The following is a 24,180-nucleotide window of genomic DNA, read 5'->3' as shown; positions in this document are numbered from 1 at the left end:
CCCACGCCAATGTCAGACAACAACGAGGCTCTGCTCCTCTTCGCCAAAACGCTTTCAGGGCACTACAGCAATCTCCAACAATCTCAGGAGAATCCCAAGGATTACGCTCACATCAATATCTTTTTTCGCCCGCTTCCCTGGGATGTTCTGAAAGCACCTGGGTTTTATTCGGAGCAAAGTTATGACCATGATCCCTGGCGGCCCTATCGCCAAGGCATTCATCGATTGCTCCCGGCCGAGGCTGAGACGTTCATCGTTGAAAACTACGGATTCGCTGATCCCATCCGGTTGGCTGGTGCAGGCCAACGCCCTGAACTCCTCAACAGCCTCAAGCCTGAGTCTCTGAAGCCACGTTGTGGCTGTGGGATGCACTTTCGCGAGGTTGAAGCCGGTCGATACCTGGGTGAAGTGGAACCTGGCAAGAACTGCATGGTTCCCCGGGATGGCCGGCTCACGTATTTGGTCAGCGAAGTGGATGTGAACGCCACAGACTGGATCAGTCGCGATCGAGGCTTTGACCCCGACACGGATGAGCAGCGCTGGGGCTCCGAACACGGGCCGCTGCGATTCAAACGTGTGGCTCACCTCGGGAACGAGCTGGACCAGAACTGGCTCAAATGGTGAGCAACCTCCTCGTCTGAGCAGCTAGACGATGTCTGCAATTGAGGCCGAGAAACAACTGAAAACCTGGATCCGATCGCAGCATCTGATTTGCGAAGGAACCGATTTCATCTTTGAAACGGTGGATCAAACCCACCTCGAAAAATTCGAGCGTTGCATTGAAGCCATTGGTGGACGCGTACGAAAAATTGCAGCTGCGGGCAACTGGCCGATGGGGCCAAGGCGCACCTTCAAGATCCTTCGCGCCACAGCAGCAGTTCCCAGGCCCGGTGGTGAGTCACTGGTGACGTATTGGGCCAAACGCGGCACCACACGCACCCGCTATGCGGAGATCAGCTGAAGCGATCAATCATCAAACCAACCAAACCAGGTGGGTTTGCTGAAGTCAGACACCTGACTCCAACTCCGCAACAGCGTGAGTGAATCAATCGCAAAACCCTGGGCTTGAGCCAAGCCAATCACTTCATCTTGGTTCCGTGCTGATTTCACCTGGTCCTTGAGATCAGGCCGTGTTTTCACCAGCTGGATGAACGACGCCAAAGCCGCATCTTTCTCTGCATCCGTCAGGCTGGATGCCGGGATACTGGCCGGCTGGGCAACGGACTGATCCGGGGTTACTGCAAAATCTGCAGGGCCAAGCATGCCCTCGGATTCAGCACCATCCATCAACAGCGCACGCCAGCGGGACAATTGACGAAACGCCCAGCTCCAATGGGCTTGATCGGCCCGGTGAACAGAGGCCAGATCGGCATCGGAGGTCTGCAACCAATCCATGGCCAGATATCTCCCCCATTCCGCCAAGGTGATCGCGTAGCCACGGATGTTGGCGTAGGCAACGATGTCGTAGTGGGAGCCAAGCGTCTTGATCCCCGTGGCTAGACCGTGATCATCAGCAATTGCCTGGACGAAACGCTCAAGTTCAGAGTTGGCCATCATCAACACTCCTGAATCCAGAGGGCAAAATTAACCTTTTCACAGATCATCTGCAGCACCAAAGGACCACCAGGGCACTGAAGAATTCGCCACGGCACCTTTGATTCTGTTACCCCCGAATCCACCAGAATCTTGGGGGGACGCGTTGCCTGCTCAAGCGGGATAAGTGAGGCAGACAAAGGGCTTTCGGCCTGCTTCAACAATCCATTGAGATCATCAAGCGAAGCAATTTGATTCAACGCCGATCCGGATTGATGCAATTCAACAAATCGACGGATTTCTTGAGCTGCGCTTTCGGCAACGGCCATTCGGCTTAAGCTTTGGCTGGACGGGATCATAAGCCAAATGAACCATCCTCAGGTTTTTCAAATTCTTGATCGGCAATGAGCGAACGCTTCGACACTCTTTTCGCTGGAATGAGTGAAGAGACGGCGATTGAAACGTTGCTCAAGCCGCCCGCCGAGCTCAAGAATCCCGGCCTTAAATATCTCGCCGCAACTCGTCTTGGCGCCTGCCAATCCCCCGAGTCCCTTCAGAGACTCCTGGCAGCCGGAGCCAACGACTCCGACGACCTCTACGAACGCATCACCCGGCGCAAGGCCCTCGAAGCCCTGGGCCGACGCAAAGACGGCTCAGCACTTCCCGTTCTTCTTGCTGCCCTACAGGCCGATGACGAACCCACGGTCGTCAATGCGGCTGATGCCATCGCCCGGCTGGGTACACCTCTAAATAAGGAGGAGCAAACGGCACTTCTGCAAGCGCTTCAGGGCCCCGACAACCAACGCCGCGCGGTGCTTCAGGCCTTCTGCCGCCTGGGCATGAACGATGCCAGCGGCCAGATTGATCGTTGCCGCAACGACAGCAATCCCCTGGTGGCGGGAGCGGCCCATGCCTATGCCGTTCGGGTGCTGGGCGACCAGCAAGGTCTTCATCCGCTTGTAGAGCAGCTCCGGGATGACAACCCCGGGCGACGACGGGCCGCCGTGATCGATCTGGGAGATGCGGGCCGGATCGAAGCCCTGGCGGCGTTGATCCGTTGCCCGGTCTCGATGCCCCTGCGCGCCAAGAGTGCGTTTCAGATGGCCACCAGCCAAGCGGGCGCCGTTGATCCTGATGCGACAGATCTGTTGAAGGAGCTGCTTCAGGACGATCCAAGGCAGTTGAACCTGGATGGCATCCCCGAAACCGCTGCCGAACCCGAAGCGATCAAAGAGGGACTGCAGCATCGGGACGAAGCCCGCCAGTACGCCGCCGCTAAAGCTCTGATGGCGATGCCCAGAGCCGCGCAACTGGATCAGATCGATGCGTTGCGCTCCAGCCTCGGCAGCGACTACGGCGTTCACTACCTGCTGGCGAGCTGCACCGGACTGCTGGAGCTGCATGAACGCAGCGACCTGGTGCGTGATGCACTGGCGGAAACAGCACCGCAATATGCGAAGTCCCGAATCGCGGGCGCCTGGAGCTGCCTGCGACTACAGCTGCGGGATCAAACATCACTGCTGGAAGAGGTTGGCCGCAGCCATCCCTGGCAGCCGCTGCAGTGGAGCTGCCGCGAAGTGGCACTTCTTCTCTCTTAAATCGAAGCCACTTCGCACTTTCGTTTTTCTTTCTTTTTGCAGTGCAAATTTGTATTGAGAAGCCTGAAGCAATTGCCCCCATGACTTGGCGGGCGGCGTACGGTCCCGGGGTGATGCATCGCATCTACCCCCCTCTCCTAAGCATTTGATTATGCTCGACGCATTCTCTAGGCAGGCTGTTTCCGCTGATTCCAGCGGCAGCTTCATCGGTGGCGCTCAGCTGAACGACCTCAAGGCATTCATCGCCGAGGGCAACAAGCGTCTGGACGCCGTGAACGCCATCACCGCTAACGCTTCCTGCGTGGTGTCCGACTCCGTTGCAGGCATCTGCTGCGAGAACACCGGCCTGACCGCCCCCAACGGTGGTGTGTACACCAACCGCAAAATGGCTGCTTGCCTGCGTGATGCTGAGATCATCATGCGCTACGTCTCCTACGCCCTGCTGGCTGGTGACGCTTCCGTGCTGCAGGACCGCTGCCTGAACGGTCTGCGCGAGACCTATGCCGCTCTGGGCGTTCCTTCCGGCTCCGCTTCCCGCGCTGTGGCCATCATGAAGGCCTCCGCCTGTGCGCACATCACCAACACCAACAACACCACTGGTGAGAAGCGCAAGATGCCTGTGACCGAAGGCGATTGCAACGCACTCTCCGCTGAGGCTGCTTCCTACTTCGACATGGTGATCAGCGCCATCAGCTGAACCGCCTGAGATTTTCAAGCACAACCTTCTTTTAAATCAATGAAGTCCGTTCTCACCACCGTCATCGGCGCCGCAGACAGCGGCTCCCGTTTCCCCACCAGCTCCGACCTGGAGTCTGTGCAGGGTTCCCTGCAGCGTGCAGCCGCCCGTCTCGAGGCTGCTGAGAAAATCGCTCAGAACTACGACGCCATCGCTCAGCGCGCTGTCGACGCCGTCTACACCCAGTACCCCAACGGTGCCACCGGCCGTCAGCCCCGCCAGTGCGCCACCGAAGGCAAGGAGAAGTGCAAGCGCGACTTCGTCCACTACCTGCGTCTGATCAACTACTCCCTGGTTGTTGGCGGCACCGGCCCTCTGGACGAACTGGCCATCAACGGTCAGCGTGAGGTCTACAAGGCCCTCAGCATCGACCCCGGCACCTACGTTGCTGGTTTCACCCAAATGCGTAACGACGGCTGCGCTCCTCGCGACCTGAGCCCCCAGGCTCTGACCGAGTACAACGCTGCTCTGGACTACGTGATCAACTCCCTCGCCTGATTCTCAGCCGAGAGTTTCGATTCGAACTCCATTGCAGGGGGCGGTTCATCCGCCCCCTTTTTTCATGCTCAACCAGCGGTGGCCTTGCAGGCGGCTCGGGCACGCATCGCCACGAAGGGCTCAGGGTCACTCAGGGCCGACGCCAACTGCGCGGGAGACGCCACCATCGCAGCGGCATAACGGGCTTCCCAGAAGGGCGTCGCTTGTGGATCAAGCCATGACGCCACCGTTGTGTCTGGATCCTTCACGAGCTTCAAACCAGCCATGGCCAACACAGCAGCCGGCTTGGATTTCATGAATTGCGGCCGGCGCGTGGTGATGGCCTCCGCAAGGATGGATTCGATCAGGCCGAGAGCCTCATCAGGCCAGGGCCCGATCCTTGAAAACAGGCGGATGAAAAAGTAATGCGCCCCATAGTCGTTGTGGGCCTCGGCATGCCATCGCTGCTCCAGAGCTGGCCAGAGCTGCTCCGCTGAATGGTCCTGCAGGGTCTGGAGTGCGAGGTAACTGCGACTGAAATCCGTGCCGAAGAATTCCTGAATCAGGAAATCGGCTGAGGGCGGCTGGTCGTAGGCGTGCACCAGTTCCAAGGCTTCCGGGCGATCGACGATCAAGCCATCAAGCAGCTCGATCAGATCAAGACCATCGTTCTGCAGCCGGCCCTCAGGCCAGAGCGCACGCAACGCCCGCATCCGAAACACAGGCGAAACAGGTGCGCGCAGGATCTGAGGCAGAAGCTCCGTTGCTCCGGCATTGATCGCATCCTGAATCGCCGACTGGCGATCCATCTGATTGGGCAACAACGTCTGCTCACCAAGAACAGAGACGTGGTCTCGGCTGCCACCCAGACGGATGCTGGCACTGATGGCCGCACCGCGAACCCCCGGCTGATCAGACGTTTGGAAGCTCGCAATCAACGGCTCCGCTTCGGAGACGTTCAACGCGGCAAGGCTCTGAATCAACACCCGTCGGTTCTGGGCTGGGTCTGACAACAGCTGCTGCAACGCCTCATGAACGGTGACGTCTTGGCAGTTCAGCTGTTGAAGCGCAAAAGCAGAGTTCTCAACCAGATAGGGGTCGTCGCTGTTGAGACAGTTGGCGATGGCAGCCATGGCCTCCTGACAGCCCAGCCGTCCCAGCACTTCCACAGCCTTCCGCCGCGCCAATTTGCGTGGTTGTGCTTGCTCCGGATCCATCACCAAGGCGATCAACGCCGATTCCGTTTCGCGGCCGGGAAAGTTGATCAGATGGGCCGCCGCCATGTAGGGATCACTCTGTGACTCCAGCTCCTCCAGCGGAGTGCTCAGCAGGCGGATCGCATCGCCTTGGGACAGCCCCGGATGGATGTTGTCAAAAGCTCCGGTCAAGGCAGCACGCTCTTGGGGGGTTAATTCTGCAGGACTCCACAGGCCGGAAAGCGTGGATCTGCTCTCGTAAGGAAGATTGCGAAAGGCTCGAAAATTCCGGCAGCTGCGGCATCTTCAACGCAGTCACATCGCCTGCCATGGGACCCACCCTCGCCACATCAATTGCTGTACGAACAGGGATTGAGCCCGGTTCTCGCCCTTGGACGGCACGCTCGGTGCGGGTGCCGTTTGCACAGCTCTGCCGCAGCATGCAGTCGATGCACAACCGTGGCCTTGCGATTGATTCGGTGGCGTTCTCCTACGGCTCCGGTGAAGCCAGCGCACCGGCCCCAGCAGCCGCACCCGTGGCCGCCGTTACAGAAGAGGCTCCCAAAGCTGCGGCCAAGAAGCCAGCCAGACGCGCCGGACGTCGTAAGCGCGGCTGAAGTCAGCCCGGGCGATCAATCAACTGGAAGATGCCATCGGCCGGCCGGCCGGCCGTGAGTCCAATCCAATTGATCGCCTGCAGAAACCCGTCTGGATCACGGGTTTCCACCACATCCACACCCCAGCCGCCCTGCTGGAGCGGGGCGCCGGGCGTTCCCTCGGAATCCTTACGACCGCCAAGCGCCATAACGGCATGGTCGGTGGAATGTCCCTGATCAGCGCGGATCTTTCGCCAGGCCTGACTGATCTCTTGAGCCAACTGTCCTGGAGTCGCCGTGGACTCGAGGCTGATCTTCCAATGCGGGTGGCTGAGCGCTTCCGACGCTGTCACAGAATTGCACTGCTCCGCCAACGCCTTGGCCAGGGCATCAAAGGCGAGAGGAGGCACGGCGGAATCCTGGATCTGCAGGTTGTGGGAAAGGACGAATCGGGTCACAACAAACAGTGCAGTCCGGTGACCTTAGCGATGGGAGAAACGGATAATGAATGGCTGCTTCAGCCTTGCCGTGACCGAATCGATGTCTCCCGTAAGCAGCCCTGAAACGATTCAGCTGAGCGAAGAGGAAGCCGAGCAACTGGCTGAGGAGCTGAAGCAACAACTGCGGCAGGGAGAGCGTCTCGCTGGTGACACCCAGGCCATCGAGCGCATGGTGGCCGGCCTGGGAGACCGGCGTGGACTGCTGCGCCTCACCTTTGCCGAAAGCCTCGGCACCGTTGGTGGTGCTGCCGTTCCAGCCCTATGCACCGCGATGTGCGACCACGAGAACGTGACGGTGCGCCGCGCGGCCGCCAAAACGCTGACGTTGATTTCCGATCAACGCGCCCTTCCATTCCTGCTGAAGGCTCTGCTCAACGATGCCGATCCGGTCGTCCAGGGATCGGCCGTTGGCGCCATGGCCGCCATTGGCCCCGCTGCCGTGGACGGATTGCTCGACATCCTGGTGGACACCGGCAGCACCCCGATGCAGACGGGCCTGGCCAGCTGGGGCCTGGCTTTCGTGGGCGCACGGGCACCGGAGGCCTTGCGCAAGGCTGCCCAATCACCCCATGCCCAGATCCGCACGGCAGCCATCGCCGCCCTCGGGGATCAAATCCAGAACCTTGGTGATGAGGATGCGCGTCAACTGCTCACCAATGCCCTGAGGGATGCCGATGAAGACGTGCGCGCTGAAGCGACAACCCTGATGGGCAAGCTCAACGAAAGCGAATGGGCCATCCCACTGCTGCTTCCGAACCTGCAGGACGAAGCGGCACTGGTTCGCAAAAATGCCGCGTTGTCGCTGATGAAACTGGAAGACCCTTCCGTGATCAGCCAACTCCAGCAGTGCATGGAGACGGAAAGCGACCCATCCGTCGCTGTGGTGCTCAAGCTCGCTGTAAATCAGCTCAGCCGCGACGATTGAACCCAGACACGTGCGTCGTTCACGTAATGTCACATCCGTGGTGTTCGCGTCGAGCACTGCATGCGCAACTACGGGACGAAGGCTGAGGGGCCTTCGTCCCGTATTTTTTGCCTAGCGGCTGCTCTCCAACCGGCCGAGGGAAGCTTCCACCATCTGCCGGCACAGCGGATCGGTGGAGGGATCAGCCAGCACCTCTCTGAGACAGGCTTCTGCACTGGGATCAGGAATCTCAGCCAACGCCATGGCAGCTGACTGCACATGGGCGATGTTGTCTCCCTTGCAGATCTGAATCAGCAACGGAAGCGCTTGAACACCCACCTGGCCAAGGGCCATCACCGCCGACTGCGACACCACGGGGGAGTCGTCCGACAGTGCCTTCTCCAGCACAGCCATCGCGGCAGGAGAGAAGGTCTGATTCGGGTAATTGGATGCAATCTGGGCGTAGGCCTTCACGCAGCTGGCGCGCACCGTGCCATCCGTGCTGGCTTCAAACAGCTCCGCCAGGGGTTGCAGTGCTGTCGCACCAAAAGCTCCAAGCCCGCGCACAGCAGCGCGACGCAAGGACACATCGGGTTGATCCAACAGCGAGATCAGGCGTGGCATCGACTCGTTTGGCCAATGGTCAACCATCGCCAAATAGGCCTGGGTCTGCAGATGGGGATTGGGATGGGCCAGATCCGCGAACAACGCATCCAGATCCGGACGTTCAACCTGCGACTGCGAAGTCATCAGAACTTAAAAACTGCAAAGCCCCCCTGAACAGCAGGGTTCTTTGCAGCCTAAGTGGAGCACTGCTGCCAATGAACATCATTCAAGTTGAACGACATCCGTCGACATGAGCATAAAAAAAGGAGGCCTTTCGGCCTCCTGATTCCTATGAATGAGTGACGCGAAACAGATGCTCAGGAAAGAGCATTGATCACGTAGTCCAGGTAGGACTTGAACTCGTTCAGAGCCTGGGGGCTCATGTCGCGAGGAGCGCAAGCGCGGTCGCGGGTGTAGGTGAGAGCTTCGACGTAAGGACCGGTGGGCAGACCCAGGGTGCGGTACACCTCACGAGCGCCGGCGATGCCCCACTCGTCCAGAGGGCCGGTGCCGCCGACAACCAGGCAGTAGTTGATCAGGCGCAGGTAGTGGCCCAGATCGCGGTAGCACTTGTCCACCTTGGTCTGGTTCTCACCAGCTTCACCGGGCTGCTTGAGATAGGGGTACTTGTTGAAGCAGGCATCGCCTGCTTCCTTGGTGACGGCGTCGAGGCCAGCAGCCAGCTTTTCAGCGGCTTCGAGGCGAGCGGCGGCGCGTTGGATGTTGCCCTGGACGGCCTCGAGGTCGTTCTGGGAGGGGAAGCGACCGGCTGCGTCAGCAGCGGTCACGATGGTGGTGACGACGGATTTCATCGTGGAGATCCTTTAGATGGAGGGTGATGTTGAGGAAATGGGAAAACCCGATTGACTCAGGCGACAGCGCTGATCACGCGATCGAAATAAGAGGCAGCCTCAGCAACAAGAGCGGAGCAATCGCCTTGGGTGGTCTCCATCTTGCGGAACTTGGAACCGCCGTTGGCCGGGGTGTTGGTCTCGCCGATGTGAGCGGTGGCGGAGGCCTTCATGATGGCCACAGCGCGGGCAGCGGACTGGGTGGGAACGCCCAGAGCGATGTAGGTCTCCTTGAGGCCGTTCAGGCAGCGGTCATCCAGCACGGATGCATCGCCAGCCAGCAGGGCGTAGGAGATGTAACGAAGAACGATTTCACCGTCACGCAGGCAAGCAGCCATGCGGCGGTTGGGGTAGCAGTTACCACCTGCCTGGATCAGGCCGGTGTTCTCGCAGATCATGCCGGTGACTGCATCGGACACGATGCAGGAGGCATTGGAGGTGATGGCGTTGACAGCGTCCAGACGCTTATTGCCTTCAGCAACGTACTGACGGAGGGCGGCGATATCGCCAGCACCCACAGCAGCAGTTTTGGCGTCAGCGCTGACGACGGAACGGGAGAATGCGTCGAGCATTGGAAAGCCAGACAAGGGGGAGGGAAAGCTTCTCGACTACCAGGTGAGAAACGACGGCACTTTCCTCAAAAGAGAATCGAGCTGAACGTTTCAGGCTTGGCCTGCGAAGCGCCCTAAAAAAGTAACTGGGTCAACGGGCCACCCCTGCGAAAGGGGGCTGTTCACGCAACGGTTCGTCACTTAGCCGACAAATATTGCGAGTTGATGCAGAACTCCCCAGCGGCGATAGGGCCATCTGGCGACGAATCAGAGGGCTTTTCCGGCTTGCATTCAGGTTTTTCGACCCACATCTATTAATAATTGGGTCGCCGTAGAGGCATCACCGGCAGATCCCTGATGCGGCTTACCCTCGTGCCACCGCAGAGCACCGATGGCCGAACCCACGCTGCAAGAACTGAACGATTCGATTGCCGAACTCGAGGCGTATCGCAACCGCCTGCGAGAGGACGTGATCGCCATGGGGAAAAAGCTGAAGCTGCCGCAGAAGCGAATCGACGCCACTGTTGCTGAGCATGCGGAACTACAACGCCTCGAAGAGGTGCTGGAGCAACTGCTCAAGCAGCAAGAGATCATGACCAACGCCTGAGCGATGACGTCGTTTGTGCCGCCAATGACCATGGCGGACTTCCTCCAGGCCAGCCGCGGCACCTGGTTGAACCGCCGCTCGATTCATCACCTCGACCATCAGGACGATGAAGCAGCTGATTCCAATCTGGTGATCGAGCCATTCGATGCCTCCGACCCCGTTGTGCAGCGAGTCTGCGACGCACTGCAGGTGGCGACAGACCGCGCCGCCGGTGGAGGCCGCTTCTGGTGGGAAAGCAACCTCAAAAAGGCGATTCGAAACGATGACTACGCAGCCGTCATTGTCGATGTGCCTGAACAGGGCAATCCCCGCAAGGGCTTTTTGCTTCGAGACGTCGGTTACGTCGAGAAGAAATCGGTGGTGAGCACTTACACCTTCGCCGAGGACGGCGTTCTCACCATCACAACCCGATACGACACGAACGTGGGAACAGAGCGTTGCTGGTTCGTGACCGATCAGGTGCGCATGCGCGTGAGTTCCGTGCAGTGCCTCGATGGCGTGTCGATGACGACGTACTGCACTGAACTGCGCTGCCCCAGCGACGACGACATCAAGGCCATGGCCGACAAGGCCCGCCAGGTCGCTGACTCACCCGTGCTGGAGACCACACACTGATGTTCGATTCTTTCCTCAACCAACTGCATCAGGGCATTCAGGAACGGGGCGGCCAACCCGCTGCTGTACCCGAGGGATTGCAACACTGCCAATCCAGCAAAAGTGGCGGCAAGATCGAAAGCTGGCTCTGGAGTGTTCCAGGCTTCCGCCGTTGGCGCGTCACCCGGCTCGATGCCGGCGACAGCCTGCAGGTTCTCAATTCAGTGGCCTATCCCGAGCACGGCCTGGACCACCCGCTCATGGGGGTGGACCTGCTCTGGTTCGGCGCTCGTCAGAAATTGGTGGCCGTTCTCGACTTTCAGCCGCTGATTCAGGACAAGGAATACCTGGAGCGCCACTTCACAGGGCTCAGGGCTCTGCACGAGCAGTACCCCGAGCTGAACGGTGAGGAAACCATGCGCTCCTTCGATCCCAACCAATACTTCTCTCCTTGGTTGCTGTTCTGCCGCGGCGGTGCCGACGAAGCGGAGGGATCGCTTCCCCAAGCTTTCGATGCCTTTCTCTCGGCTTATTGGTCGATGCATGACCAAGCCAAGGGGCAGTCAGGATTGGCGGCATCCGAGGTGGAACGTCTCCAGAACGCCTACGACGTTTACAGCGCTGAACGCGATCCAGCCCACGGCTTGTTCACCAGTCACTTCGGCAAGGACTGGTCCGACCGATTCCTGCACGAATTCCTCTTCCCCGCCAGTCAGCCCGCATGAGCCTCCCCCTCCGCACGTCGAGTCTTGAACCCGTCCAGATCCCTGGATGGCGCTGGCAGCCTTTTCTCGACACCGCCGTCGCTGCTCTGGCCCCTCTGCAGCCGAAGCCTTATCCGGTGGCAGAACGATTCCTGCAGAAAGAGGGGAGCACGGGATCCAAGGCGAAACCCGTCCCCGTCAGCACGGCCACCTGGGCCTGCTCAACCGAAAAGCTGCGCCAGGTGCGCTGTGCCTGTGTTGAAGCCGGTGCCGCTGCATCGGTGCTCAATTTCGTGATCAACCCCAGCAGCCGTTTTGATCTTCCGTTCTTCGGAGCCGATCTTGTGACGCTGCCCAACGGGCACTTGCTTGCTCTTGACCTGCAGCCTGTCGACAAGACAGATCCCGATCACACGGGACCGGTCTGGCAGCGACTGATGCCCCTGTTCGAGCGCTGGCGCGCCGAACTGCCCGACGGGGGCCCCATCCCTGACGAGGCACAGCCCTATTTCTCACCTGCCTTTCTCTGGACTCGGATCCCGCTGGGGGAAGAAGGTGATGCGCTGATTGACCGCGTGATCCGTCCGGCCTTTGCGGACTACCTCAAGCTCTACCTGGCTTTGGTGGAGGAGGCACAGGCCGTGGACGATGAGCGTGCGGGACACCTGCTCTCGGGCCAGAAGCGCTACACGGCCTATCGCGCCGAGAAAGATCCAGCCCGCGGCATGTTGACGCGCTTCTACGGCAGCGAATGGACGGAGTCGTACATCCACGGCGTGCTGTTTGACCTCGAAGAAGCCGCCGCCACTTCCTTGTCGCCGCAAGGGAGTTAAGCATTATGAACAGCTTTCGGGAGGCTCCCGAGCAGTTGGTCAGAATCGCGGACGTCGGGATCGAGGCAATAGCCTTCTGCCATCCCTCCAAGTCTGAAATTCCCTTCCAGACGTAGTTCACAGGAACAACAACCATGTTCGACGCCTTCACCAAGGTTGTCGCCCAGGCCGACGCCCGGGGACAATTCATCAGCACCAGCGAGATCGACGCTCTCGCTGCCATGGTTTCCGACAGCAACAAGCGTCTGGATGCCGTTAACCGCATCTCCAGCAACGCTTCCACCATCGTTGCTTCCGCTGCCCGCCAGCTGTTCGCTCAGCAGCCTGCCCTGATCGCCCCCGGCGGCAACGCTTACACCTCCCGCCGCATGGCTGCTTGCCTGCGCGACATGGAGATCATCCTTCGCTACGTCACCTATTCCGCTTTCACCGGCGACGCTTCCGTTATGGAAGACCGCTGCCTGAACGGTCTGCGTGAGACCTACCTGGCCCTCGGCACCCCCGGTGCTTCTGTTGCCGCCGGCGTGAACCTGATGAAGGACGCCGCTCTGGCCATCGTCAACGACAAAGCTGGCATTTCCGCTGGTGACTGCGCCTCCCTGAGCAGCGAAATCGGCACCTACTTCGACCGCGCCGCCGCCTCCGTCGCCTGATCGGCGCCTGGATTCGACGTCTTTCATTCACATAACGATCAATGAAAACCCCCCTCACCGAAGCTGTTGCAGCAGCTGATTCCCAGGGCCGCTTCCTGAGCAACACCGAAGTTCAGGCTGCCTCCGGTCGCTTCAACCGTGCCAAGGCCAGCCTCGAGGCTGCCAAGGCTCTCACCAGCAAGGCTGATTCCCTGGTGAACGGCGCTGCCCAGGCCGTGTACACCAAGTTCCCCTACACCACCCAGATGGAGGGGTCCAACTACTCCGCCACTGCGGAAGGCAAGGCCAAGTGCTCCCGTGACGTGGGCTACTACCTGCGCATGATCACCTACTGCCTCGTGGCAGGTGGCACCGGCCCCATGGACGACTACCTGATCGCTGGTCTCGACGAGATCAACCGCACCTTCGAGCTCTCCCCCTCCTGGTACGTGGAAGCTCTGAAGCACATCAAGGCCAACCACGGCCTCAGCGGCGACGCTGCTACCGAAGCCAACAGCTACATCGATTACGCCATCAACGCCCTGATCTGATCAGCCGACGTTGCATTCCAAGCCCCCCTCGGGGGGCTTTTTTTATTGTTCTTTTTCGGCCCCATCAGAGCGCTGTGATCACCCCAAACGTTCGGCGTTTTCTCAACCTGCTCTGCGGCGAATACAGCAACCAGCAGCAAGCCTTCGACAATCCACCCCTCTATGCCCACATCTTTCTGAGGTATCGCCCGCTCATACAGCTCCATCCAGGGTCGATTCTGCTTGAACAGACCTATGCCGTTGATCCCAAGCATCCCTATCGGTTGCGCATGATCCGCGCTGAAGAGCAGGCCTCCGGCGCCATCAAGCTCTGGAATCACACCTTCCGTGATCCGGAACGCTTCGCCGGAGCCACGTTTGATCCACAACTGCGCCTTGCCATTCAGGACAGCGACCTGATCAGCCTGGATCAGTGCCACTACCAAGTGCTCGAACAGCCAGACGGCTACCACGGCGCCATGGAACCAGGCTGCAAATGCATCGTGCAACGGAATGGCAAAGACACCGTGCTGGTGAGCAGCTTTCATTTGCAGGGAGACTCCCTTGCGACCCTCGATCGCGGTCATGACCCGGAAACCAATGAGCGTTGCTGGGGCTCGGTGGCGGGACCGTTCCGGTTCAAACGAACTGAAAGCTGGACAGCCGATATGGCATCGGCCTGGGTGTGATGGAACCGCTGAGTGAAACGCAGGTGATCAAAAACCTCCGCCAGACGGAGGACCCTTCGGCGCAGTACTACGCCGCCTGGTGGCTCGGAAAAATGCGCAGCCAGCATCCCGATGCCATCCCTCTTCTGCTCAGGGCTCTTGAAGCACTGGATGCCACGCCGATTGATCCAGAGCAGCGCGGTGTCGCTCTCAACGCAATCCGTGCCCTCGGTCTGCTCAGGGACATGAGAGCGGAACAACCTCTTCTGGCGCTGCTGCACTCCAACGATTACACCGTGCGAGAGGAGGTGGTCCGCACGCTTGGTGCCATGGGCAGCTGTGGGGCTGTTGAGGGCATCCGGGCCTTGCTTGCCAGTGGATTGGAGGGAGCAGGAGCTGAGCAACCCTCATCCCCCTTGCTCAATGAACCCTGTGAAGCGTTGCTGGAAGCCCTGGGTGACATCGGTGATGGCAGCAGTAGCAATCTCGCTGTGATTCATCCGTTCACGGAGCACCCTCGGCCCTTGATCCGTTCAGCGGCCTGCCGAGCATTGCTGCAGCTGACCGGACTTAATCAATGGGGGATGGAACTGAAAAAGCTGCTGAACCATCCAGAACCCCTGGTGCGCCGCGGCGCGCTGCTCGACCTCGGCGCCACCGGCTGGCTCGCCGCCGTGCCCTCGATCCGCACGGCTGCAGTGGAACCCAGCCTCAAGTTGGTTGCACTCCGAGAGGTGGCGGAACGCAACGTCGACCCCGATGACGTTCTCGACGCAATGGACAGACTGCTCTGATGACCACAACAGCATTGGACCAGGCGCTTCAGACGCTCGAGCGGGCCACCAGTACTCCTGAGCTGATCAAAGCAACGCAAGCCCTTTGTGCACTGAACGACCTTGAGGCCGCCAAGCCGCTCGTGAAGGTGCTGGGGTTCAACAATCCAGCGGTGGCAGCCGTGGCAACACAGGGGCTGATTCAACTGGGACGGGACACCATTCCCATCCTTCTGGTGAGCCTGGATGCCCGCAATTACGGCGCACGGGCCTGGGTGGTGAAGGTGATTGCCGCATTGCGAGATCCACGGGGTCTTGACCTCCTGGAGCATGCCCTTCAGGCCGACATCGCTCCGAGCGTGCGGCGCTCCGCAACCCGTGGCCTGGCGGACTTGGAGCTCAGTGAAGATGCAGCGCACGATCAGCTTTTGCGCTGTTTCGAGGGACTGCTCAAAGCCGTGCGAGACGACGAGTGGGTGGTGCGTTACGCAGCGGCCTACGGACTCGAGCAACGCTTGAACAGCGCAGCTGTGTCAGCGCACCTCGCCGAACAGGGCCGGGCCGCACTGAACCAGCTCGCATCCGATGCGGAAGGTGTCAGGGTGGTGCAGCTGCGGGCCCTGAAAGCCCTCCAACGCCTCAACGCCGGATGACCCAGAAACTGTTGTTCGTCTGCCTCGGCAACATCTGCCGCTCACCGGCAGCCGAAGGCGTCTTCCTGCATCTGCTTGAAGAGCGTGGCCTCAGTGATCAGTTCGTGGTGGATTCCGCCGGAACGGGCGGATGGCATGTGGGCAACCCGGCAGACCGACGCATGCAGGCTGCCGCCAACCGCCGCGGCATCAACCTCCCCAGCCGCGCACGACAGATCAGCCTCGACGATTTTTCGAGTTTCGATCTGGTGCTGACCATGGACGACGACAATCTCGCGGCCGTCCAGGGACTGGCTCGCGAAGCCGGGCCCCGAGCAACGGCCAGCATCAAGCCCATGCTCAGCTACGCCGGCCGGTTTTCTGAAACGGAAGTGCCCGATCCCTATTACGGGGGCGAGGCGGGCTTCGAGCATGTGCTCGACCTGCTCGAGGATGCCTGCGCCAACCTGCTCGACGAGCTCAGCCCGCCGGCATAGGCCAGGCTTCTTCAGCCACCCGAGACCGGAACTGCCCCACCAGGGCATCGATCACAGCCTCGATGCTCATGCCATCGGTCACGAGCTCAACGGCATCGTCCGCCTGCACCAGAGGAGCCTCCTCACGGGTGCTGTCGAGGTGATCCCGTTCGGCGATCTGTGCTTCAAGCTCAGATCGCTCAGGCACCGGGAAGCCCCGCTGCTCCAAATCCAGAGCCCGGCGCCGGGCCCGTTCGCCCACCGTGGCCGTGAGGAACACCTTCAGATCCGCATCCGGGAAAACAGCGGTGCCGATGTCGCGGCCTTCTGCCACCAAACCACCCTTGGCACCCATCGCTTTCTGTTGAGCGGTCAGCGCTTGCCTGACGCAACGGTGGGCGGCCACGGCCGAAACCGACGCGGTGACCTCCGGCGAGCGAATCGCGTCACTCACGTCCTGCCCATTCACCAACACCTGCTGGCCACCACCGGGCAGCGACCGCAGCTGAAGGTCGAGGTCGTTCAACAGCGGTGCAATCGACGCCGCATCCTGGGGGTCCACACCGTTCTGTTGCACCAACCAGGTCACCGACCGATACATCGCACCGGTGTCGAGGTAAACCAGCCCCATCCGCTCAGCAAAGGCCCGGGTCACGGTGCTTTTGCCAGCACCGGCAGGGCCATCGATGGCAACTAGAGGCTGGCGGGTCATCAGGAAGACGTGATCAATCAAACGGGTCGTCCCGCAACGCACCGCCGCGGCCAACAGTGAGATGGCCGTTTCAGCGCCACAGGGCTGAAGGGTGCGGGGATCGACCCTCTCTACATACTCCACTTCAAGCCCTGCTTCAGCGAGGCTCTGACGCACCGAACTCTCAGGATCAATGGGATCGGCACGACGCAGTGCCTCCGGCAAAGCAGCAGCTCGAGCCCGATCAGCAGAGGAGAGGTATTGGTTTCGGGAACTCAACGCCAGACCATCGGATTCACGAACGGTGGGAACGCCCTGGACCGCGACGTCCAGGTCAAGATCGGCCACGAGCCGGCGCAGGATCACCAGCTGCTGCCAGTCCTTCTCACCCAGCCAAAGGCAGGACGGCTCCACCAGCTGCAGCAGTCGGGCCACGACCGTGACCACCCCATCAAAGTGACCGGGACGGGAGGCTCCACACAGATGGGTCTGCAGGTCTACCGGTGCTGAGCGCGACACCGCTGACTGGGCTCCACCGGGATAGACCGTGTCGACCGCCGGAGCCCAAAGGGCATGGGCGCCGGAGCATTCGGCCAAGACCCGATCCGCTTCGAGGGTTCGCGGGTAGCGATCAAAGTCTTCAGCTGGCCCGAATTGGAGTGGATTAACGAAGACACTCACGAGCACAGGACCCTGTGCCGCAGCGAGGCGGATCAGCTCACCATGACCCTGGTGCAACCCCCCCATGGTGGGCACGAATTGCAGAGGTCCACCGAGGTTGGCCCGGAAGCGTTCCAGCTCGACCTGGGTGGAGAGAACGACGCAGCTCAGCGGAGCACCTCAAGCTTGACCTGGGCAATTCCAGAGGCAGTCAGTCCCAGGTCAGAGGCGGCGCCGTGGCCCAGGTCGATCACCCGGTGATCAATGAAAGGTCCGCGATCGTTGATGCGGATCACGGCCGTGCGCCCGTTCCAGAGGTTGGTGACCCGCACTTTTGTTCCAAAGGGAAGCGTGCGGTGGGCCGCCGTCATCGTGCCGCGCTTGTAAACCTCACCGTTGGCCGTGAGGTTGCCGTAAAAACCGGGGCCGTACCAACTGGCCTCACCAGTGATGACCTTCACCACCTCGGGCACGACCTTCAGCTTCGGCTTGGGGAGCTCAGGGGAAGGAGGTGCAAGAACTGGTTTGACCTCCGCCGGAGAAAGCGTTGCCTGCAGCCCAGAGGCCTGGGGCTCGACCACCAGATCCAGAGGGTCAAGGGGCTCTGCACCGTTGACCGAAAGGAAATCACTGGCCACGACCGGCAGGAGGGCCGCACTGCCTGAGATCGCTCCGGAGAGCGTGGCCAACGTCAGGAGGACTCGCATGCAGAGCGGCGTGGCCAAGGTCTTGGAACTGAGCGCGCAGTTCTCGGCCTTTGGCAGGCCTCACAAAAAAGATTGTTGTGAACTTAAAAAGGGTGCTCTTGGAAAGAAACTGGGAGCCATCAGAGCGATCGGCACAGCCACCCAGACCCGCCTCTTTCGCTAATCCGCGTGCCGACTGGCAGATCAACGCCGGAACGCAAGCCCCCGGGCATAAGCCGAGAGAGAAAAACCGATAAACACAGCTAATCAGCTGCTGTGCCGACAAGCCGATCAGCACAGGTTCCGTGGCATTGCAGGATCAATGCATCGGATTCGTTCCATGGATTACAAGAGCGCTGGAGTTGACGTTGAGGCCGGGCGCGCGTTCGTGCAACGCATCAAGGCGTCTGTGGAAGCCACCCACCGACCGGAGGTCATCGGCGGCCTTGGCGGTTTTGGCGGGCTGATGCGTCTTCCAGCCGGATTGCGCAAGCCCCTTCTGGTCTCAGGCACCGATGGCGTCGGAACCAAACTTGAGCTGGCCCAGGAGCATGGCAGCCATCACGGCGTGGGCATCGACCTGGTGGCGATGTGCGTCAACGACGTGATCACCTCAGGAGCCGCGCCGCTCTTTTTCCTGGATTACATGGCCACCGGGGCCTTAGCGCCATCGGCAATGGCCGAGGTCGTTGAAGGAATCGCCGATGGCTGCAGGCAGAGCGGCTGCGCCCTACTCGGCGGAGAAACGGCAGAGATGCCGGGGTTTTACCCGAAGGGGCGCTACGATCTCGCCGGCTTTTGTGTGGCCGTCGTCGAAGAAGACGAGCTCATTGACGGCCAGCGCATCCAACCTGGCGACAGCGTGATCGGTGTGGCCAGCAGCGGCGTGCACAGCAACGGCTTCAGCCTGGTGCGCAAGGTGCTGGAGAAGGCCAACGCCAATGCGAACACCCTCTATGGCGACGACCAGCGCTCTCTCATCGGCGACCTGTTGGCGCCGACAACCCTGTATGCCGACCTGGTGCAGCACCTGCTGCAGAGCGGATGCGAGCTCCACGGCATGGCCCATATCACCGGCGGAGGACTCCCGGAAAACCTGCCGCGCTGCCTGCCGGATGGCTGCTCTGCGCGCATCGATGCCTCCAGCTGGACAAGACCACCCCTGTTCCGATGGCTGCAGGAGGCCGGAGACATTCCCGAAAGAGACCTTTGGCACACTTTTAACCTCGGCGTCGGCTTCTGCCTGGTGGTGCCAGCGGGGAGCGAGGCCGCTGTGATCGAGCATTGCCGCAGCAAGAACCATCAGGCTTGGGTGATTGGCAACGTGACCTCCAACACCCCTGGCAGCACCGCTGTTCTGGACGGTGTTCCCGCCTGATTACGTCAGTTTCAGACGGGTTTGATGCAGTCGAGCACCGCCTCAGGAGGGATCGAATAGGCTGCCATGAAGCACATCGGAACCTTTTCCGATAGCGGCGTCAATACATCTTTTTTCAATGCCTTTTGATAAGCCCCAGCGCATTACGCGCCGTCGATCGTCTGCAGGTCCTGTTCCTCCGAGGCGTCCTTTGCCTTCAAGCCAGGACAGGCAACAGGGCTACAGGCAGGGTCCACGACCAACTTTTCTCACGCTCCGGGATCACGGCAAGGTGTTCGTGGCCGACATGCCCCACCTTTCGGATGGGCAACTGGCTCACATCGGCAAGGAAGCCCAGGAGGTTTTGGAAAGCCTCGAACGGCGGATTCAAGACATGGAGCAGGAGCTCAGTCATGGTCCTCAGGAGCGCGACACCCTGATCAAGGCGTCCACCAAGCGCGATGTCACACGCAGGTTCATCCGAGCCATTCAGGACGAGCAGGAACATCGCCAGAACAACCCCGCTCTGAGGAGCGCTGCTGGCGAATCGCTTCCGCGCACCTTTCTGGAGGTCGCCCGGCATCGACTGCCTGGGGCAACCTTTGATTCCTTGCTGCAGGAAGCCCTCGCCGCCTGTGCCCAGCAACAGGACACTGCCCCAGCCCCCACACGCCTGGAACCCTCGCAAGACAAAGTCGTTCCGATTCGCAATGACGGCGACAGCCTCCCGGTGGTGGTGAGTCCAGCCCCTGAATCCGCCTCGGAGGCCTGAGCACAACACTCAGCGGCTCTGGAAGGGATTGGCGGGCATCCGCTCGCTGCAATGGAGCCGGGCCGCATCCAACCGCTGAAACTCCTGCGGTGACAATGACCACTGCAGCGCAGCGGCGACATCCCTGGCCTGCTCTGGAGTTCGCAGCCCCGGGATCGGCGTTGTGCCGAGAGCTCTGCACCAGTTCAAAGCGACTTGAACCATCGATACCCCGCGATCGATCGCGATGGCCTGCATCGCACTGCGCAACTCAAGACTTGCCGGAAGCAGGCGCTGGAACAGGCGTTGTCTCAACCAGGTGACAGGACGCCTCTCCTCAGACCCGGGAGCACAACCCAGCACGCCGAAAGCCAGAGGGCTGTAGGCCAACACCTCCACGCCAAGCTCCCTGCTGACGGCAATCAACTCGCGCAGCTGATCATCCGCAGGTGCCAAGAGCGAGCACTGCACCTGAACGCTACGTAGGGAAACGCCCCGCTCCAACAGACGGCGATGGATCAACAGCAGGCGTTGGGGGCCCAGGTTGGACAGGCCCAACTCCTCAACCCGGCCAGACAGAACAAGATCAGCCAAGCCATCAAGAAGGCCTGTCTCCTGCCAGGGCGCGTAGCGCGCTGTGCTCCAGTGCAGCTGCACCCGCCGAAGCTGCCCCTTAAGCCTCGTTCGACTGGCCTCAAAGGCTGCATCAAAGCCCCGACGCCCCCATCGCCAGGGGAATGGGGCCAACTTCGTGGCCACCGTCAACTGGGATCGACGCAGGGCTGGCAACTCGGCCATGAAGTCGCCAAGCAACGCTTCACTGCGTCCACTCAGGCTCCCCGTTCCATAGGAATCCGCCGTGTCGATCAAGTTGAGCCCAGAGCTGAGGGCCTGACTAAACGTGGCACGAAGTCGAGCGTCGTCCCGCTGGGCGTCGTATCCCCAAACCGCCTTGTTGCCCCAAGCCCAGGTGCCGAAACCGATGCCGTTCAACGGGGCGATGCTGCTGCCAGCCATGATCGCCACCAGCCCGTCCCGTTGCGTTATGACCGATTCCCCCGCGCAGGAACCTGCACGATCGACCGATCAAGCCGTGGAGGGATCGACTGCGGACGCGGAACGCATCCTCTGCAACCACTGCCGCAGAACCGCCAGCAATGGCATTCGCTGCCTGGGCATGTGCGTTGCCGACAGCGATTACTGATGATTTATCTCTGGATGGCACCACTGCTGCTTGCCGTGCCAGCAACGGTCAATCCAGCCCAGGCTTTTGGCCGTCTGGAGCACAGGCCTGCGCATTGCCGCGTCGTCGTCGGTGGGCGTTCTTTGGCCTGCGAGCGCCTGCAGATCAGCGCGAACGGAAGTCGTGGCCTGCGGCTTCGATTCATCGGAGATGATCAAGAAACGGGGGGCAGCTATCAGTTGAGCTTCGTCAGCCTGGATGGAGATCAAGGCAGTCCGCTCAGTTGCGATAACTCAGGCTGCCGCGTGAATTCACGCCGCTGGAGCGCAACCCTGCTCAGCACGTCATGGATTCGCTTTGATGCCAGAAGCCTCCCTGCAACCCGTATGGCCCAGGGGCGTTGCTGGATTGATGCGAACACCGTGAGCTGCGAGAGTCACTCACGCAACGTTGCCGGCATAAGCGCGGAGGCTCAACTGTGATGAGGATTGAAAGGCGGCACCCAGATTCGAACTGGGGATAAAGGATTTGCAATCCTCTGCCTTACCACTTGGCCATGCCGCCGCCCGGGAACAGCTGTCCCCATCAGGGGATCGTATCAGCCATGCCCCTGGCTCTCTGCTGTTTCTCTGCAACGGCCACGGCGAAGACCTGATCACCCTGCGGATCATCCAGGCCGTGCATCGGCGCGCTCCGCGACGCCCTCTGACCGTGCTTCCTCTGGTGGGTGCCGGACGGGTGTTTGATGCTGCTGTTCAGCAGGGATGGTTGACGCGCCTGGGGCCAAAAGCGGCCTTGCCCAGTGGTGGCTTCAGCAACCAAAGCCTGAGAGGTCTGCTGGCAGACGTCAGGGCTGGACTCCCCAGCCTGAGCTGGAGTCAATGGCAGCTGGTACGCCGCCTGGGACATGAGCGCCAACCCATAGTTGCCGTGGGTGATTTGCTGCCTCTGCTGATGGCCTGGAGCAGTGGTGCCCCCTTCGGCTTCATCGGCACTCCCAAAAGCGACTACACCTGGCTCAGCGGTCCCGGACGGGCCAAAAGCGACTGCTACCACCGGCTCAAAGGCAGTGAGTGGGATCCCTGGGAATGGCGCCTGATGCGCTCGCGCCGTTGCCAACTGGTGGCCATGCGTGATCGGCTCACAGCACGAGGCTTGCAACGCAAGGGCGTGGGCGCCCTTGCGCCGGGCAATCCGATGATGGATGGCCTTCAGGTCCAACCGCTGCCATCGGCCCTAGACCGCTGCCGCCGCGTGCTCCTGCTATGCGGAAGTCGCATGCCGGAGGCCCAGCGAAACCTGCAGCGGTTGGTTCGCAGTGCCACGGCGCTTCCCGGCCGTGTGCCGATGGCACTGCTCGTGGCCGTGGGCGCCCAACCCGATGCAGAGGCCCTGAGCAACAGTCTTGAACAACTGGGGTTTCGACGCAGCCTTCCGCCTTCGGACCAACTGGGTGCCGAAGCCTGCTGGGTGAAAGGAGCCTGCCTGGTGCTGATCGGGCGAAGTTGCTTTGACCAATGGGCCGGCTGGGCAGAAGCCGGCATCGCCACCGCCGGAACGGCGACGGAACAACTGGTGGGGCTGGGCATTCCGGCCCTGTCCCTGCCGGGACCAGGACCGCAGTTCAAGCCGGGCTTCGCTCGTCGTCAGAGCCGCCTGCTGGGGGGTGCGGTTCGTCCCTGCTCTGATGAATCCGAGCTCACGAGACGGCTCGAATTTCTCCTGGACGACCCGACACTCCGCTCCCACCTGGGACGGATCGGCACGCAGCGGATGGGGCCGGCAGGGGGAAGCGATCAGCTGGCACGCCTGATCCTGGATCGCTTCAACGGATACTGAAGATCTTCGGTTGGTTGCGATGGCCGCGATTCAAGACCCCACCCTCGTCAAACTTTGTGCCCAGTTGGCGAGTCGACTGAGCATCAGCCTCGCCAGTGCCCGGCGCCAGGTGGAACAAGCCGCGGCCCGAGAAGGACATCGCGATGTGGAGGGACGGAGAGCCATGGCTGAATCCATGCTGGCCGCCCTCGATAAGGACAACGGTGACCACGCCCGTCAGCTGGACGCGTTGCTCGAGAACAGCGAAGGCGACGGCAATTTCATGCTGGAAGACTGAGCCCCAACCTCAGTGCTCAAAGATCTGGTGAAAGCGCAGCCGATCCAGCTCGGCCACCACCGGAACGCACTGGAAGCAGCGTTGCGCCAGATCCCAGCGCCCTTCCCGCCGCAACATCTGCTCCAGGCGCTCACGGGCTGTAAGCAGATAGCGCACATCGTTGGCGGCGTAGGCCAGCTGGGCATCCGTGAGTTCGTCCACTCGGCCCCAGTCACTGCTCTGGGCGCCCTTGTCCAGCTCAACGCCGACCAATTCCATCACCAGATCCTTGAGGCCATGGCGAGGGGTGTACGTGCGGCCGAGCCGACTGCCGACCTTGGTGCAGAACACGGGGTTCACGTCGATCCCCAAACCGGCGGCAAGCGCAGCCACATCAAAACGGGCGAAGTGAAACACCTTCTCCACCGTGGGCGCCTCAAACAGGCGCTTGAGATTCGGCGCCTCGGTCTGGCCCAGGCCAATGCGGACGCAGGCCACACGGTCTTCGGCGTCGGCGATCTGAACCAGGCAAAGCCGATCACGCCCATGGATCAGCCCCATCGCTTCGGTATCAACCGCAAGCCGCGGGGAATGCAGATAGCGCTCCGTCCAAGCTGCATCGAGGTCGCGATCAAAGACGGCGAATTCCGCTGGGAATGACGACTTCTCAGCCATGACTTCAGGAAGGGATAGGTCCAGTGTGGCCAATCACCTCCACAGCAAGTCTCAAGACTCTCCTCTTGAATCTCGAAATGAGATC

At 61.0% G+C, this 24,180-nt stretch carries 34 protein-coding genes and 1 tRNA gene; 23 read left to right on the top strand and 12 right to left on the bottom strand.

The genetic code is table 11. The features are described from left to right. Positions 1 to 9: 9 nt before the first annotated feature. Positions 10 to 624: a chromophore lyase CpcT/CpeT gene (locus DXY03_RS11515; protein ID WP_115010515.1), complete on the top strand. Its 615-nt coding sequence runs from the start codon at positions 10 to 12 to the stop codon at positions 622 to 624. A 28-nt stretch (positions 625 to 652) separates the two neighbouring features. Further along, entirely contained in the window at positions 653 to 961 is a 309-nt protein-coding gene (locus DXY03_RS11510; protein WP_114987367.1) for a CpeR family transcriptional regulator, read from the top strand. A 5-nt stretch (positions 962 to 966) separates the two neighbouring features. On the opposite strand, the gene DXY03_RS11505 is transcribed toward DXY03_RS11510, so the two are convergent. Continuing rightward, positions 967 to 1,554: a Nif11-like leader peptide family natural product precursor gene (locus DXY03_RS11505; protein ID WP_115010555.1), complete on the bottom strand. Its 588-nt coding sequence runs from the start codon at positions 1,552 to 1,554 to the stop codon at positions 967 to 969. A 2-nt stretch (positions 1,555 to 1,556) separates the two neighbouring features. Beyond that, entirely contained in the window at positions 1,557 to 1,862 is a 306-nt protein-coding gene (locus DXY03_RS11500; RefSeq protein WP_115010514.1) for a hypothetical protein, read from the bottom strand. 75 nt (positions 1,863 to 1,937) lie between these two features. Here DXY03_RS11500 and DXY03_RS11495 point away from each other — a divergent pair, with 75 nt between their 5' ends. From DXY03_RS11495 to mpeA, 3 genes are all read left to right on the top strand, one after another. After that, positions 1,938 to 3,131, top strand: coding sequence for a HEAT repeat domain-containing protein (locus tag DXY03_RS11495; RefSeq protein ID WP_115010513.1), 1,194 nt, complete (start codon positions 1,938 to 1,940; stop codon positions 3,129 to 3,131). Between the two features lie 151 nt (positions 3,132 to 3,282). Beyond that, positions 3,283 to 3,828, top strand: coding sequence for a bleomycin hydrolase (locus tag DXY03_RS11490; protein ID WP_114987359.1), 546 nt, complete (start codon positions 3,283 to 3,285; stop codon positions 3,826 to 3,828). Between the two features lie 39 nt (positions 3,829 to 3,867). Continuing rightward, positions 3,868 to 4,365 (top strand): class 2 C-phycoerythrin subunit alpha, encoded by a 498-nt coding sequence (gene mpeA / locus DXY03_RS11485; RefSeq protein WP_043695066.1) that lies wholly within the window; start codon positions 3,868 to 3,870, stop codon positions 4,363 to 4,365. Positions 4,366 to 4,433: 68 nt separating this feature from the next. On the opposite strand, the gene DXY03_RS11480 is transcribed toward mpeA, so the two are convergent. Next, positions 4,434 to 5,732, bottom strand: a complete 1,299-nt coding sequence (locus DXY03_RS11480) for a HEAT repeat domain-containing protein (protein WP_115010512.1) — start codon at positions 5,730 to 5,732, stop codon at positions 4,434 to 4,436. A gap of 137 nt (positions 5,733 to 5,869) precedes the next feature. Here DXY03_RS11480 and DXY03_RS11475 point away from each other — a divergent pair, with 137 nt between their 5' ends. Beyond that, complete coding sequence (locus DXY03_RS11475; RefSeq protein ID WP_136987683.1) at positions 5,870 to 6,157, top strand: M15 family metallopeptidase; 288 nt, start codon at positions 5,870 to 5,872, stop codon at positions 6,155 to 6,157. 2 nt (positions 6,158 to 6,159) lie between these two features. Here the strand turns inward: DXY03_RS11475 and DXY03_RS11470 are convergent, their stop codons facing one another. Next, positions 6,160 to 6,594: a DUF2656 family protein gene (locus DXY03_RS11470; RefSeq protein ID WP_115010510.1), complete on the bottom strand. Its 435-nt coding sequence runs from the start codon at positions 6,592 to 6,594 to the stop codon at positions 6,160 to 6,162. An 82-nt stretch (positions 6,595 to 6,676) separates the two neighbouring features. On the opposite strand from DXY03_RS11470, the gene DXY03_RS11465 reads away from it, so the two are divergent. Further along, entirely contained in the window at positions 6,677 to 7,561 is an 885-nt protein-coding gene (locus DXY03_RS11465; RefSeq protein ID WP_244272450.1) for a HEAT repeat domain-containing protein, read from the top strand. A gap of 111 nt (positions 7,562 to 7,672) precedes the next feature. Here DXY03_RS11465 and DXY03_RS11460 read toward each other — a convergent pair whose 3' ends face one another. From DXY03_RS11460 to cpeB, 3 genes are all read right to left on the bottom strand, one after another. Continuing rightward, positions 7,673 to 8,290, bottom strand: a complete 618-nt coding sequence (locus DXY03_RS11460; RefSeq protein WP_115010508.1) for a HEAT repeat domain-containing protein — start codon at positions 8,288 to 8,290, stop codon at positions 7,673 to 7,675. A gap of 173 nt (positions 8,291 to 8,463) precedes the next feature. Beyond that, positions 8,464 to 8,958 (bottom strand): class 1 C-phycoerythrin subunit alpha, encoded by a 495-nt coding sequence (gene cpeA, locus DXY03_RS11455; RefSeq protein WP_114987347.1) that lies wholly within the window; start codon positions 8,956 to 8,958, stop codon positions 8,464 to 8,466. Between the two features lie 56 nt (positions 8,959 to 9,014). Next, positions 9,015 to 9,569 carry a class 1 C-phycoerythrin subunit beta gene (gene cpeB / locus DXY03_RS11450; RefSeq protein ID WP_114987344.1) on the bottom strand — a complete coding sequence of 185 codons (555 nt, stop codon included), beginning with the start codon at positions 9,567 to 9,569 and terminating at the stop codon, positions 9,015 to 9,017. 370 nt (positions 9,570 to 9,939) lie between these two features. On the opposite strand from cpeB, the gene DXY03_RS11445 reads away from it, so the two are divergent. The 10 genes from DXY03_RS11445 (at position 9,940) to DXY03_RS11400 (ending at position 16,018) form a co-directional block, all read left to right on the top strand. Beyond that, the gene (locus DXY03_RS11445) at positions 9,940 to 10,155 is read left to right on the top strand and encodes a hypothetical protein (RefSeq protein ID WP_114987342.1); all 216 of its coding nucleotides are present in this window, start codon (positions 9,940 to 9,942) and stop codon (positions 10,153 to 10,155) included. A 3-nt stretch (positions 10,156 to 10,158) separates the two neighbouring features. Beyond that, entirely contained in the window at positions 10,159 to 10,770 is a 612-nt protein-coding gene (locus DXY03_RS11440; protein ID WP_115010507.1) for a phycobiliprotein lyase, read from the top strand. Then, positions 10,770 to 11,474: a 15,16-dihydrobiliverdin:ferredoxin oxidoreductase gene (locus DXY03_RS11435; RefSeq protein WP_115010506.1), complete on the top strand. Its 705-nt coding sequence runs from the start codon at positions 10,770 to 10,772 to the stop codon at positions 11,472 to 11,474. The genes DXY03_RS11440 and DXY03_RS11435 overlap by 1 nt, the downstream gene beginning before the upstream one ends. Continuing rightward, the gene (locus DXY03_RS11430; RefSeq protein ID WP_115010505.1) at positions 11,471 to 12,286 is read left to right on the top strand and encodes a phycoerythrobilin:ferredoxin oxidoreductase; all 816 of its coding nucleotides are present in this window, start codon (positions 11,471 to 11,473) and stop codon (positions 12,284 to 12,286) included. The genes DXY03_RS11435 and DXY03_RS11430 overlap by 4 nt, the downstream gene beginning before the upstream one ends. 134 nt (positions 12,287 to 12,420) lie before the next feature. Beyond that, on the top strand, positions 12,421 to 12,939 hold the full coding sequence (locus tag DXY03_RS11425; protein WP_115010504.1) for a phycocyanin subunit beta: 519 nt from the start codon (positions 12,421 to 12,423) through the stop codon (positions 12,937 to 12,939). A gap of 41 nt (positions 12,940 to 12,980) precedes the next feature. Further along, complete coding sequence (gene cpcA, locus DXY03_RS11420) at positions 12,981 to 13,469, top strand: phycocyanin subunit alpha (protein WP_115010503.1); 489 nt, start codon at positions 12,981 to 12,983, stop codon at positions 13,467 to 13,469. A gap of 74 nt (positions 13,470 to 13,543) precedes the next feature. Then, the gene (locus tag DXY03_RS11415) at positions 13,544 to 14,137 is read left to right on the top strand and encodes a chromophore lyase CpcT/CpeT (RefSeq protein ID WP_114987327.1); all 594 of its coding nucleotides are present in this window, start codon (positions 13,544 to 13,546) and stop codon (positions 14,135 to 14,137) included. Next, the gene (locus DXY03_RS11410; protein ID WP_115010502.1) at positions 14,137 to 14,910 is read left to right on the top strand and encodes a HEAT repeat domain-containing protein; all 774 of its coding nucleotides are present in this window, start codon (positions 14,137 to 14,139) and stop codon (positions 14,908 to 14,910) included. Before DXY03_RS11415 ends, DXY03_RS11410 begins: the two co-directional genes overlap by 1 nt. Beyond that, positions 14,910 to 15,542 (top strand): HEAT repeat domain-containing protein, encoded by a 633-nt coding sequence (locus tag DXY03_RS11405; RefSeq protein WP_115010501.1) that lies wholly within the window; start codon positions 14,910 to 14,912, stop codon positions 15,540 to 15,542. Before DXY03_RS11410 ends, DXY03_RS11405 begins: the two co-directional genes overlap by 1 nt. Next, positions 15,539 to 16,018: a low molecular weight protein-tyrosine-phosphatase gene (locus DXY03_RS11400; protein ID WP_115010500.1), complete on the top strand. Its 480-nt coding sequence runs from the start codon at positions 15,539 to 15,541 to the stop codon at positions 16,016 to 16,018. The genes DXY03_RS11405 and DXY03_RS11400 overlap by 4 nt, the downstream gene beginning before the upstream one ends. Here DXY03_RS11400 and DXY03_RS11395 read toward each other — a convergent pair. Both DXY03_RS11395 and DXY03_RS11390 read right to left on the bottom strand, forming a co-directional pair. Then, complete coding sequence (locus DXY03_RS11395) at positions 16,002 to 17,519, bottom strand: bifunctional pantoate--beta-alanine ligase/(d)CMP kinase (protein WP_115010499.1); 1,518 nt, start codon at positions 17,517 to 17,519, stop codon at positions 16,002 to 16,004. The two genes, DXY03_RS11400 and DXY03_RS11395, sit on opposite strands and share 17 nt — an antisense overlap. Continuing rightward, a complete protein-coding gene (locus DXY03_RS11390) occupies positions 17,516 to 18,055 on the bottom strand; it encodes a septal ring lytic transglycosylase RlpA family protein (RefSeq protein WP_115010498.1) in 540 nt (179 codons plus the stop codon). The genes DXY03_RS11395 and DXY03_RS11390 overlap by 4 nt, the downstream gene beginning before the upstream one ends. Before the next feature lie 319 nt (positions 18,056 to 18,374). On the opposite strand from DXY03_RS11390, the gene purM reads away from it, so the two are divergent. Together purM and DXY03_RS11380 are read left to right on the top strand one after the other, a co-directional pair. Beyond that, entirely contained in the window at positions 18,375 to 19,412 is a 1,038-nt protein-coding gene (purM, locus tag DXY03_RS11385; protein ID WP_115010497.1) for a phosphoribosylformylglycinamidine cyclo-ligase, read from the top strand. A 118-nt stretch (positions 19,413 to 19,530) separates the two neighbouring features. Beyond that, entirely contained in the window at positions 19,531 to 20,163 is a 633-nt protein-coding gene (locus DXY03_RS11380) for a histidine phosphotransferase (protein WP_115010496.1), read from the top strand. A 9-nt stretch (positions 20,164 to 20,172) separates the two neighbouring features. Here the strand turns inward: DXY03_RS11380 and DXY03_RS11375 are convergent, their stop codons facing one another. Further along, positions 20,173 to 21,159 carry an aldo/keto reductase gene (locus DXY03_RS11375; RefSeq protein ID WP_170952058.1) on the bottom strand — a complete coding sequence of 329 codons (987 nt, stop codon included), beginning with the start codon at positions 21,157 to 21,159 and terminating at the stop codon, positions 20,173 to 20,175. A 28-nt stretch (positions 21,160 to 21,187) separates the two neighbouring features. On the opposite strand from DXY03_RS11375, the gene DXY03_RS12395 reads away from it, so the two are divergent. Together DXY03_RS12395 and DXY03_RS11370 are read left to right on the top strand one after the other, a co-directional pair. After that, a complete protein-coding gene (locus tag DXY03_RS12395; RefSeq protein ID WP_170952055.1) occupies positions 21,188 to 21,346 on the top strand; it encodes a hypothetical protein in 159 nt (52 codons plus the stop codon). Between the two features lie 14 nt (positions 21,347 to 21,360). Next, positions 21,361 to 21,807, top strand: coding sequence for a hypothetical protein (locus DXY03_RS11370; RefSeq protein WP_115010553.1), 447 nt, complete (start codon positions 21,361 to 21,363; stop codon positions 21,805 to 21,807). 11 nt (positions 21,808 to 21,818) lie between these two features. On the opposite strand, the gene DXY03_RS11365 is transcribed toward DXY03_RS11370, so the two are convergent. Continuing rightward, a tRNA-Cys gene (locus tag DXY03_RS11365) sits at positions 21,819 to 21,889 on the bottom strand. Positions 21,890 to 21,943: 54 nt separating this feature from the next. On the opposite strand from DXY03_RS11365, the gene DXY03_RS11360 reads away from it, so the two are divergent. Further along, positions 21,944 to 23,164: a lipid-A-disaccharide synthase-related protein gene (locus tag DXY03_RS11360; RefSeq protein WP_115010495.1), complete on the top strand. Its 1,221-nt coding sequence runs from the start codon at positions 21,944 to 21,946 to the stop codon at positions 23,162 to 23,164. 19 nt (positions 23,165 to 23,183) lie between these two features. Beyond that, the gene (locus DXY03_RS11355) at positions 23,184 to 23,441 is read left to right on the top strand and encodes a hypothetical protein (RefSeq protein WP_006850096.1); all 258 of its coding nucleotides are present in this window, start codon (positions 23,184 to 23,186) and stop codon (positions 23,439 to 23,441) included. A 9-nt stretch (positions 23,442 to 23,450) separates the two neighbouring features. On the opposite strand, the gene DXY03_RS11350 is transcribed toward DXY03_RS11355, so the two are convergent. Beyond that, complete coding sequence (locus DXY03_RS11350; protein ID WP_115010494.1) at positions 23,451 to 24,095, bottom strand: ribonuclease D; 645 nt, start codon at positions 24,093 to 24,095, stop codon at positions 23,451 to 23,453. Between the last annotated feature and the right edge of the window lie 85 nt (positions 24,096 to 24,180).

It is taken from the genome of Synechococcus sp. N5 (assembly GCF_900473925.1).
Lineage (GTDB): Bacteria > Cyanobacteriota > Cyanobacteriia > PCC-6307 > Cyanobiaceae > Parasynechococcus.
Note: the sequence above shows the minus strand (reverse complement) of the source record. Positions and strands in the feature narration are given on the sequence as shown.

Coding starts and splice junctions, on each gene's coding strand:
- DXY03_RS11515 (WP_115010515.1), top strand. CDS start 10: ATGTCAGACAACAACGAGGCTCTGCTCCTCTTCGCCAAAACGCTTTCA.
- DXY03_RS11510 (WP_114987367.1), top strand. CDS start 653: ATGTCTGCAATTGAGGCCGAGAAACAACTGAAAACCTGGATCCGATCG.
- DXY03_RS11505 (WP_115010555.1), bottom strand. CDS start 1,554: ATGGCCAACTCTGAACTTGAGCGTTTCGTCCAGGCAATTGCTGATGAT.
- DXY03_RS11500 (WP_115010514.1), bottom strand. CDS start 1,862: ATGGCCGTTGCCGAAAGCGCAGCTCAAGAAATCCGTCGATTTGTTGAA.
- DXY03_RS11495 (WP_115010513.1), top strand. CDS start 1,938: ATGAGCGAACGCTTCGACACTCTTTTCGCTGGAATGAGTGAAGAGACG.
- DXY03_RS11490 (WP_114987359.1), top strand. CDS start 3,283: ATGCTCGACGCATTCTCTAGGCAGGCTGTTTCCGCTGATTCCAGCGGC.
- mpeA (WP_043695066.1), top strand. CDS start 3,868: ATGAAGTCCGTTCTCACCACCGTCATCGGCGCCGCAGACAGCGGCTCC.
- DXY03_RS11475 (WP_136987683.1), top strand. CDS start 5,870: ATGGGACCCACCCTCGCCACATCAATTGCTGTACGAACAGGGATTGAG.
- DXY03_RS11465 (WP_244272450.1), top strand. CDS start 6,677: ATGTCTCCCGTAAGCAGCCCTGAAACGATTCAGCTGAGCGAAGAGGAA.
- DXY03_RS11460 (WP_115010508.1), bottom strand. CDS start 8,290: ATGACTTCGCAGTCGCAGGTTGAACGTCCGGATCTGGATGCGTTGTTC.
- cpeA (WP_114987347.1), bottom strand. CDS start 8,958: ATGAAATCCGTCGTCACCACCATCGTGACCGCTGCTGACGCAGCCGGT.
- cpeB (WP_114987344.1), bottom strand. CDS start 9,569: ATGCTCGACGCATTCTCCCGTTCCGTCGTCAGCGCTGACGCCAAAACT.
- DXY03_RS11445 (WP_114987342.1), top strand. CDS start 9,940: ATGGCCGAACCCACGCTGCAAGAACTGAACGATTCGATTGCCGAACTC.
- DXY03_RS11440 (WP_115010507.1), top strand. CDS start 10,159: ATGACGTCGTTTGTGCCGCCAATGACCATGGCGGACTTCCTCCAGGCC.
- DXY03_RS11435 (WP_115010506.1), top strand. CDS start 10,770: ATGTTCGATTCTTTCCTCAACCAACTGCATCAGGGCATTCAGGAACGG.
- DXY03_RS11430 (WP_115010505.1), top strand. CDS start 11,471: ATGAGCCTCCCCCTCCGCACGTCGAGTCTTGAACCCGTCCAGATCCCT.
- DXY03_RS11425 (WP_115010504.1), top strand. CDS start 12,421: ATGTTCGACGCCTTCACCAAGGTTGTCGCCCAGGCCGACGCCCGGGGA.
- cpcA (WP_115010503.1), top strand. CDS start 12,981: ATGAAAACCCCCCTCACCGAAGCTGTTGCAGCAGCTGATTCCCAGGGC.
- DXY03_RS11410 (WP_115010502.1), top strand. CDS start 14,137: ATGGAACCGCTGAGTGAAACGCAGGTGATCAAAAACCTCCGCCAGACG.
- DXY03_RS11405 (WP_115010501.1), top strand. CDS start 14,910: ATGACCACAACAGCATTGGACCAGGCGCTTCAGACGCTCGAGCGGGCC.
- DXY03_RS11400 (WP_115010500.1), top strand. CDS start 15,539: ATGACCCAGAAACTGTTGTTCGTCTGCCTCGGCAACATCTGCCGCTCA.
- DXY03_RS11390 (WP_115010498.1), bottom strand. CDS start 18,055: ATGCGAGTCCTCCTGACGTTGGCCACGCTCTCCGGAGCGATCTCAGGC.
- purM (WP_115010497.1), top strand. CDS start 18,375: ATGGATTACAAGAGCGCTGGAGTTGACGTTGAGGCCGGGCGCGCGTTC.
- DXY03_RS11380 (WP_115010496.1), top strand. CDS start 19,531: ATGCCTTTTGATAAGCCCCAGCGCATTACGCGCCGTCGATCGTCTGCA.
- DXY03_RS11375 (WP_170952058.1), bottom strand. CDS start 21,159: ATGGCTGGCAGCAGCATCGCCCCGTTGAACGGCATCGGTTTCGGCACC.
- DXY03_RS12395 (WP_170952055.1), top strand. CDS start 21,188: ATGACCGATTCCCCCGCGCAGGAACCTGCACGATCGACCGATCAAGCC.
- DXY03_RS11370 (WP_115010553.1), top strand. CDS start 21,361: ATGGCACCACTGCTGCTTGCCGTGCCAGCAACGGTCAATCCAGCCCAG.
- DXY03_RS11355 (WP_006850096.1), top strand. CDS start 23,184: ATGGCCGCGATTCAAGACCCCACCCTCGTCAAACTTTGTGCCCAGTTG.
- DXY03_RS11350 (WP_115010494.1), bottom strand. CDS start 24,095: ATGGCTGAGAAGTCGTCATTCCCAGCGGAATTCGCCGTCTTTGATCGC.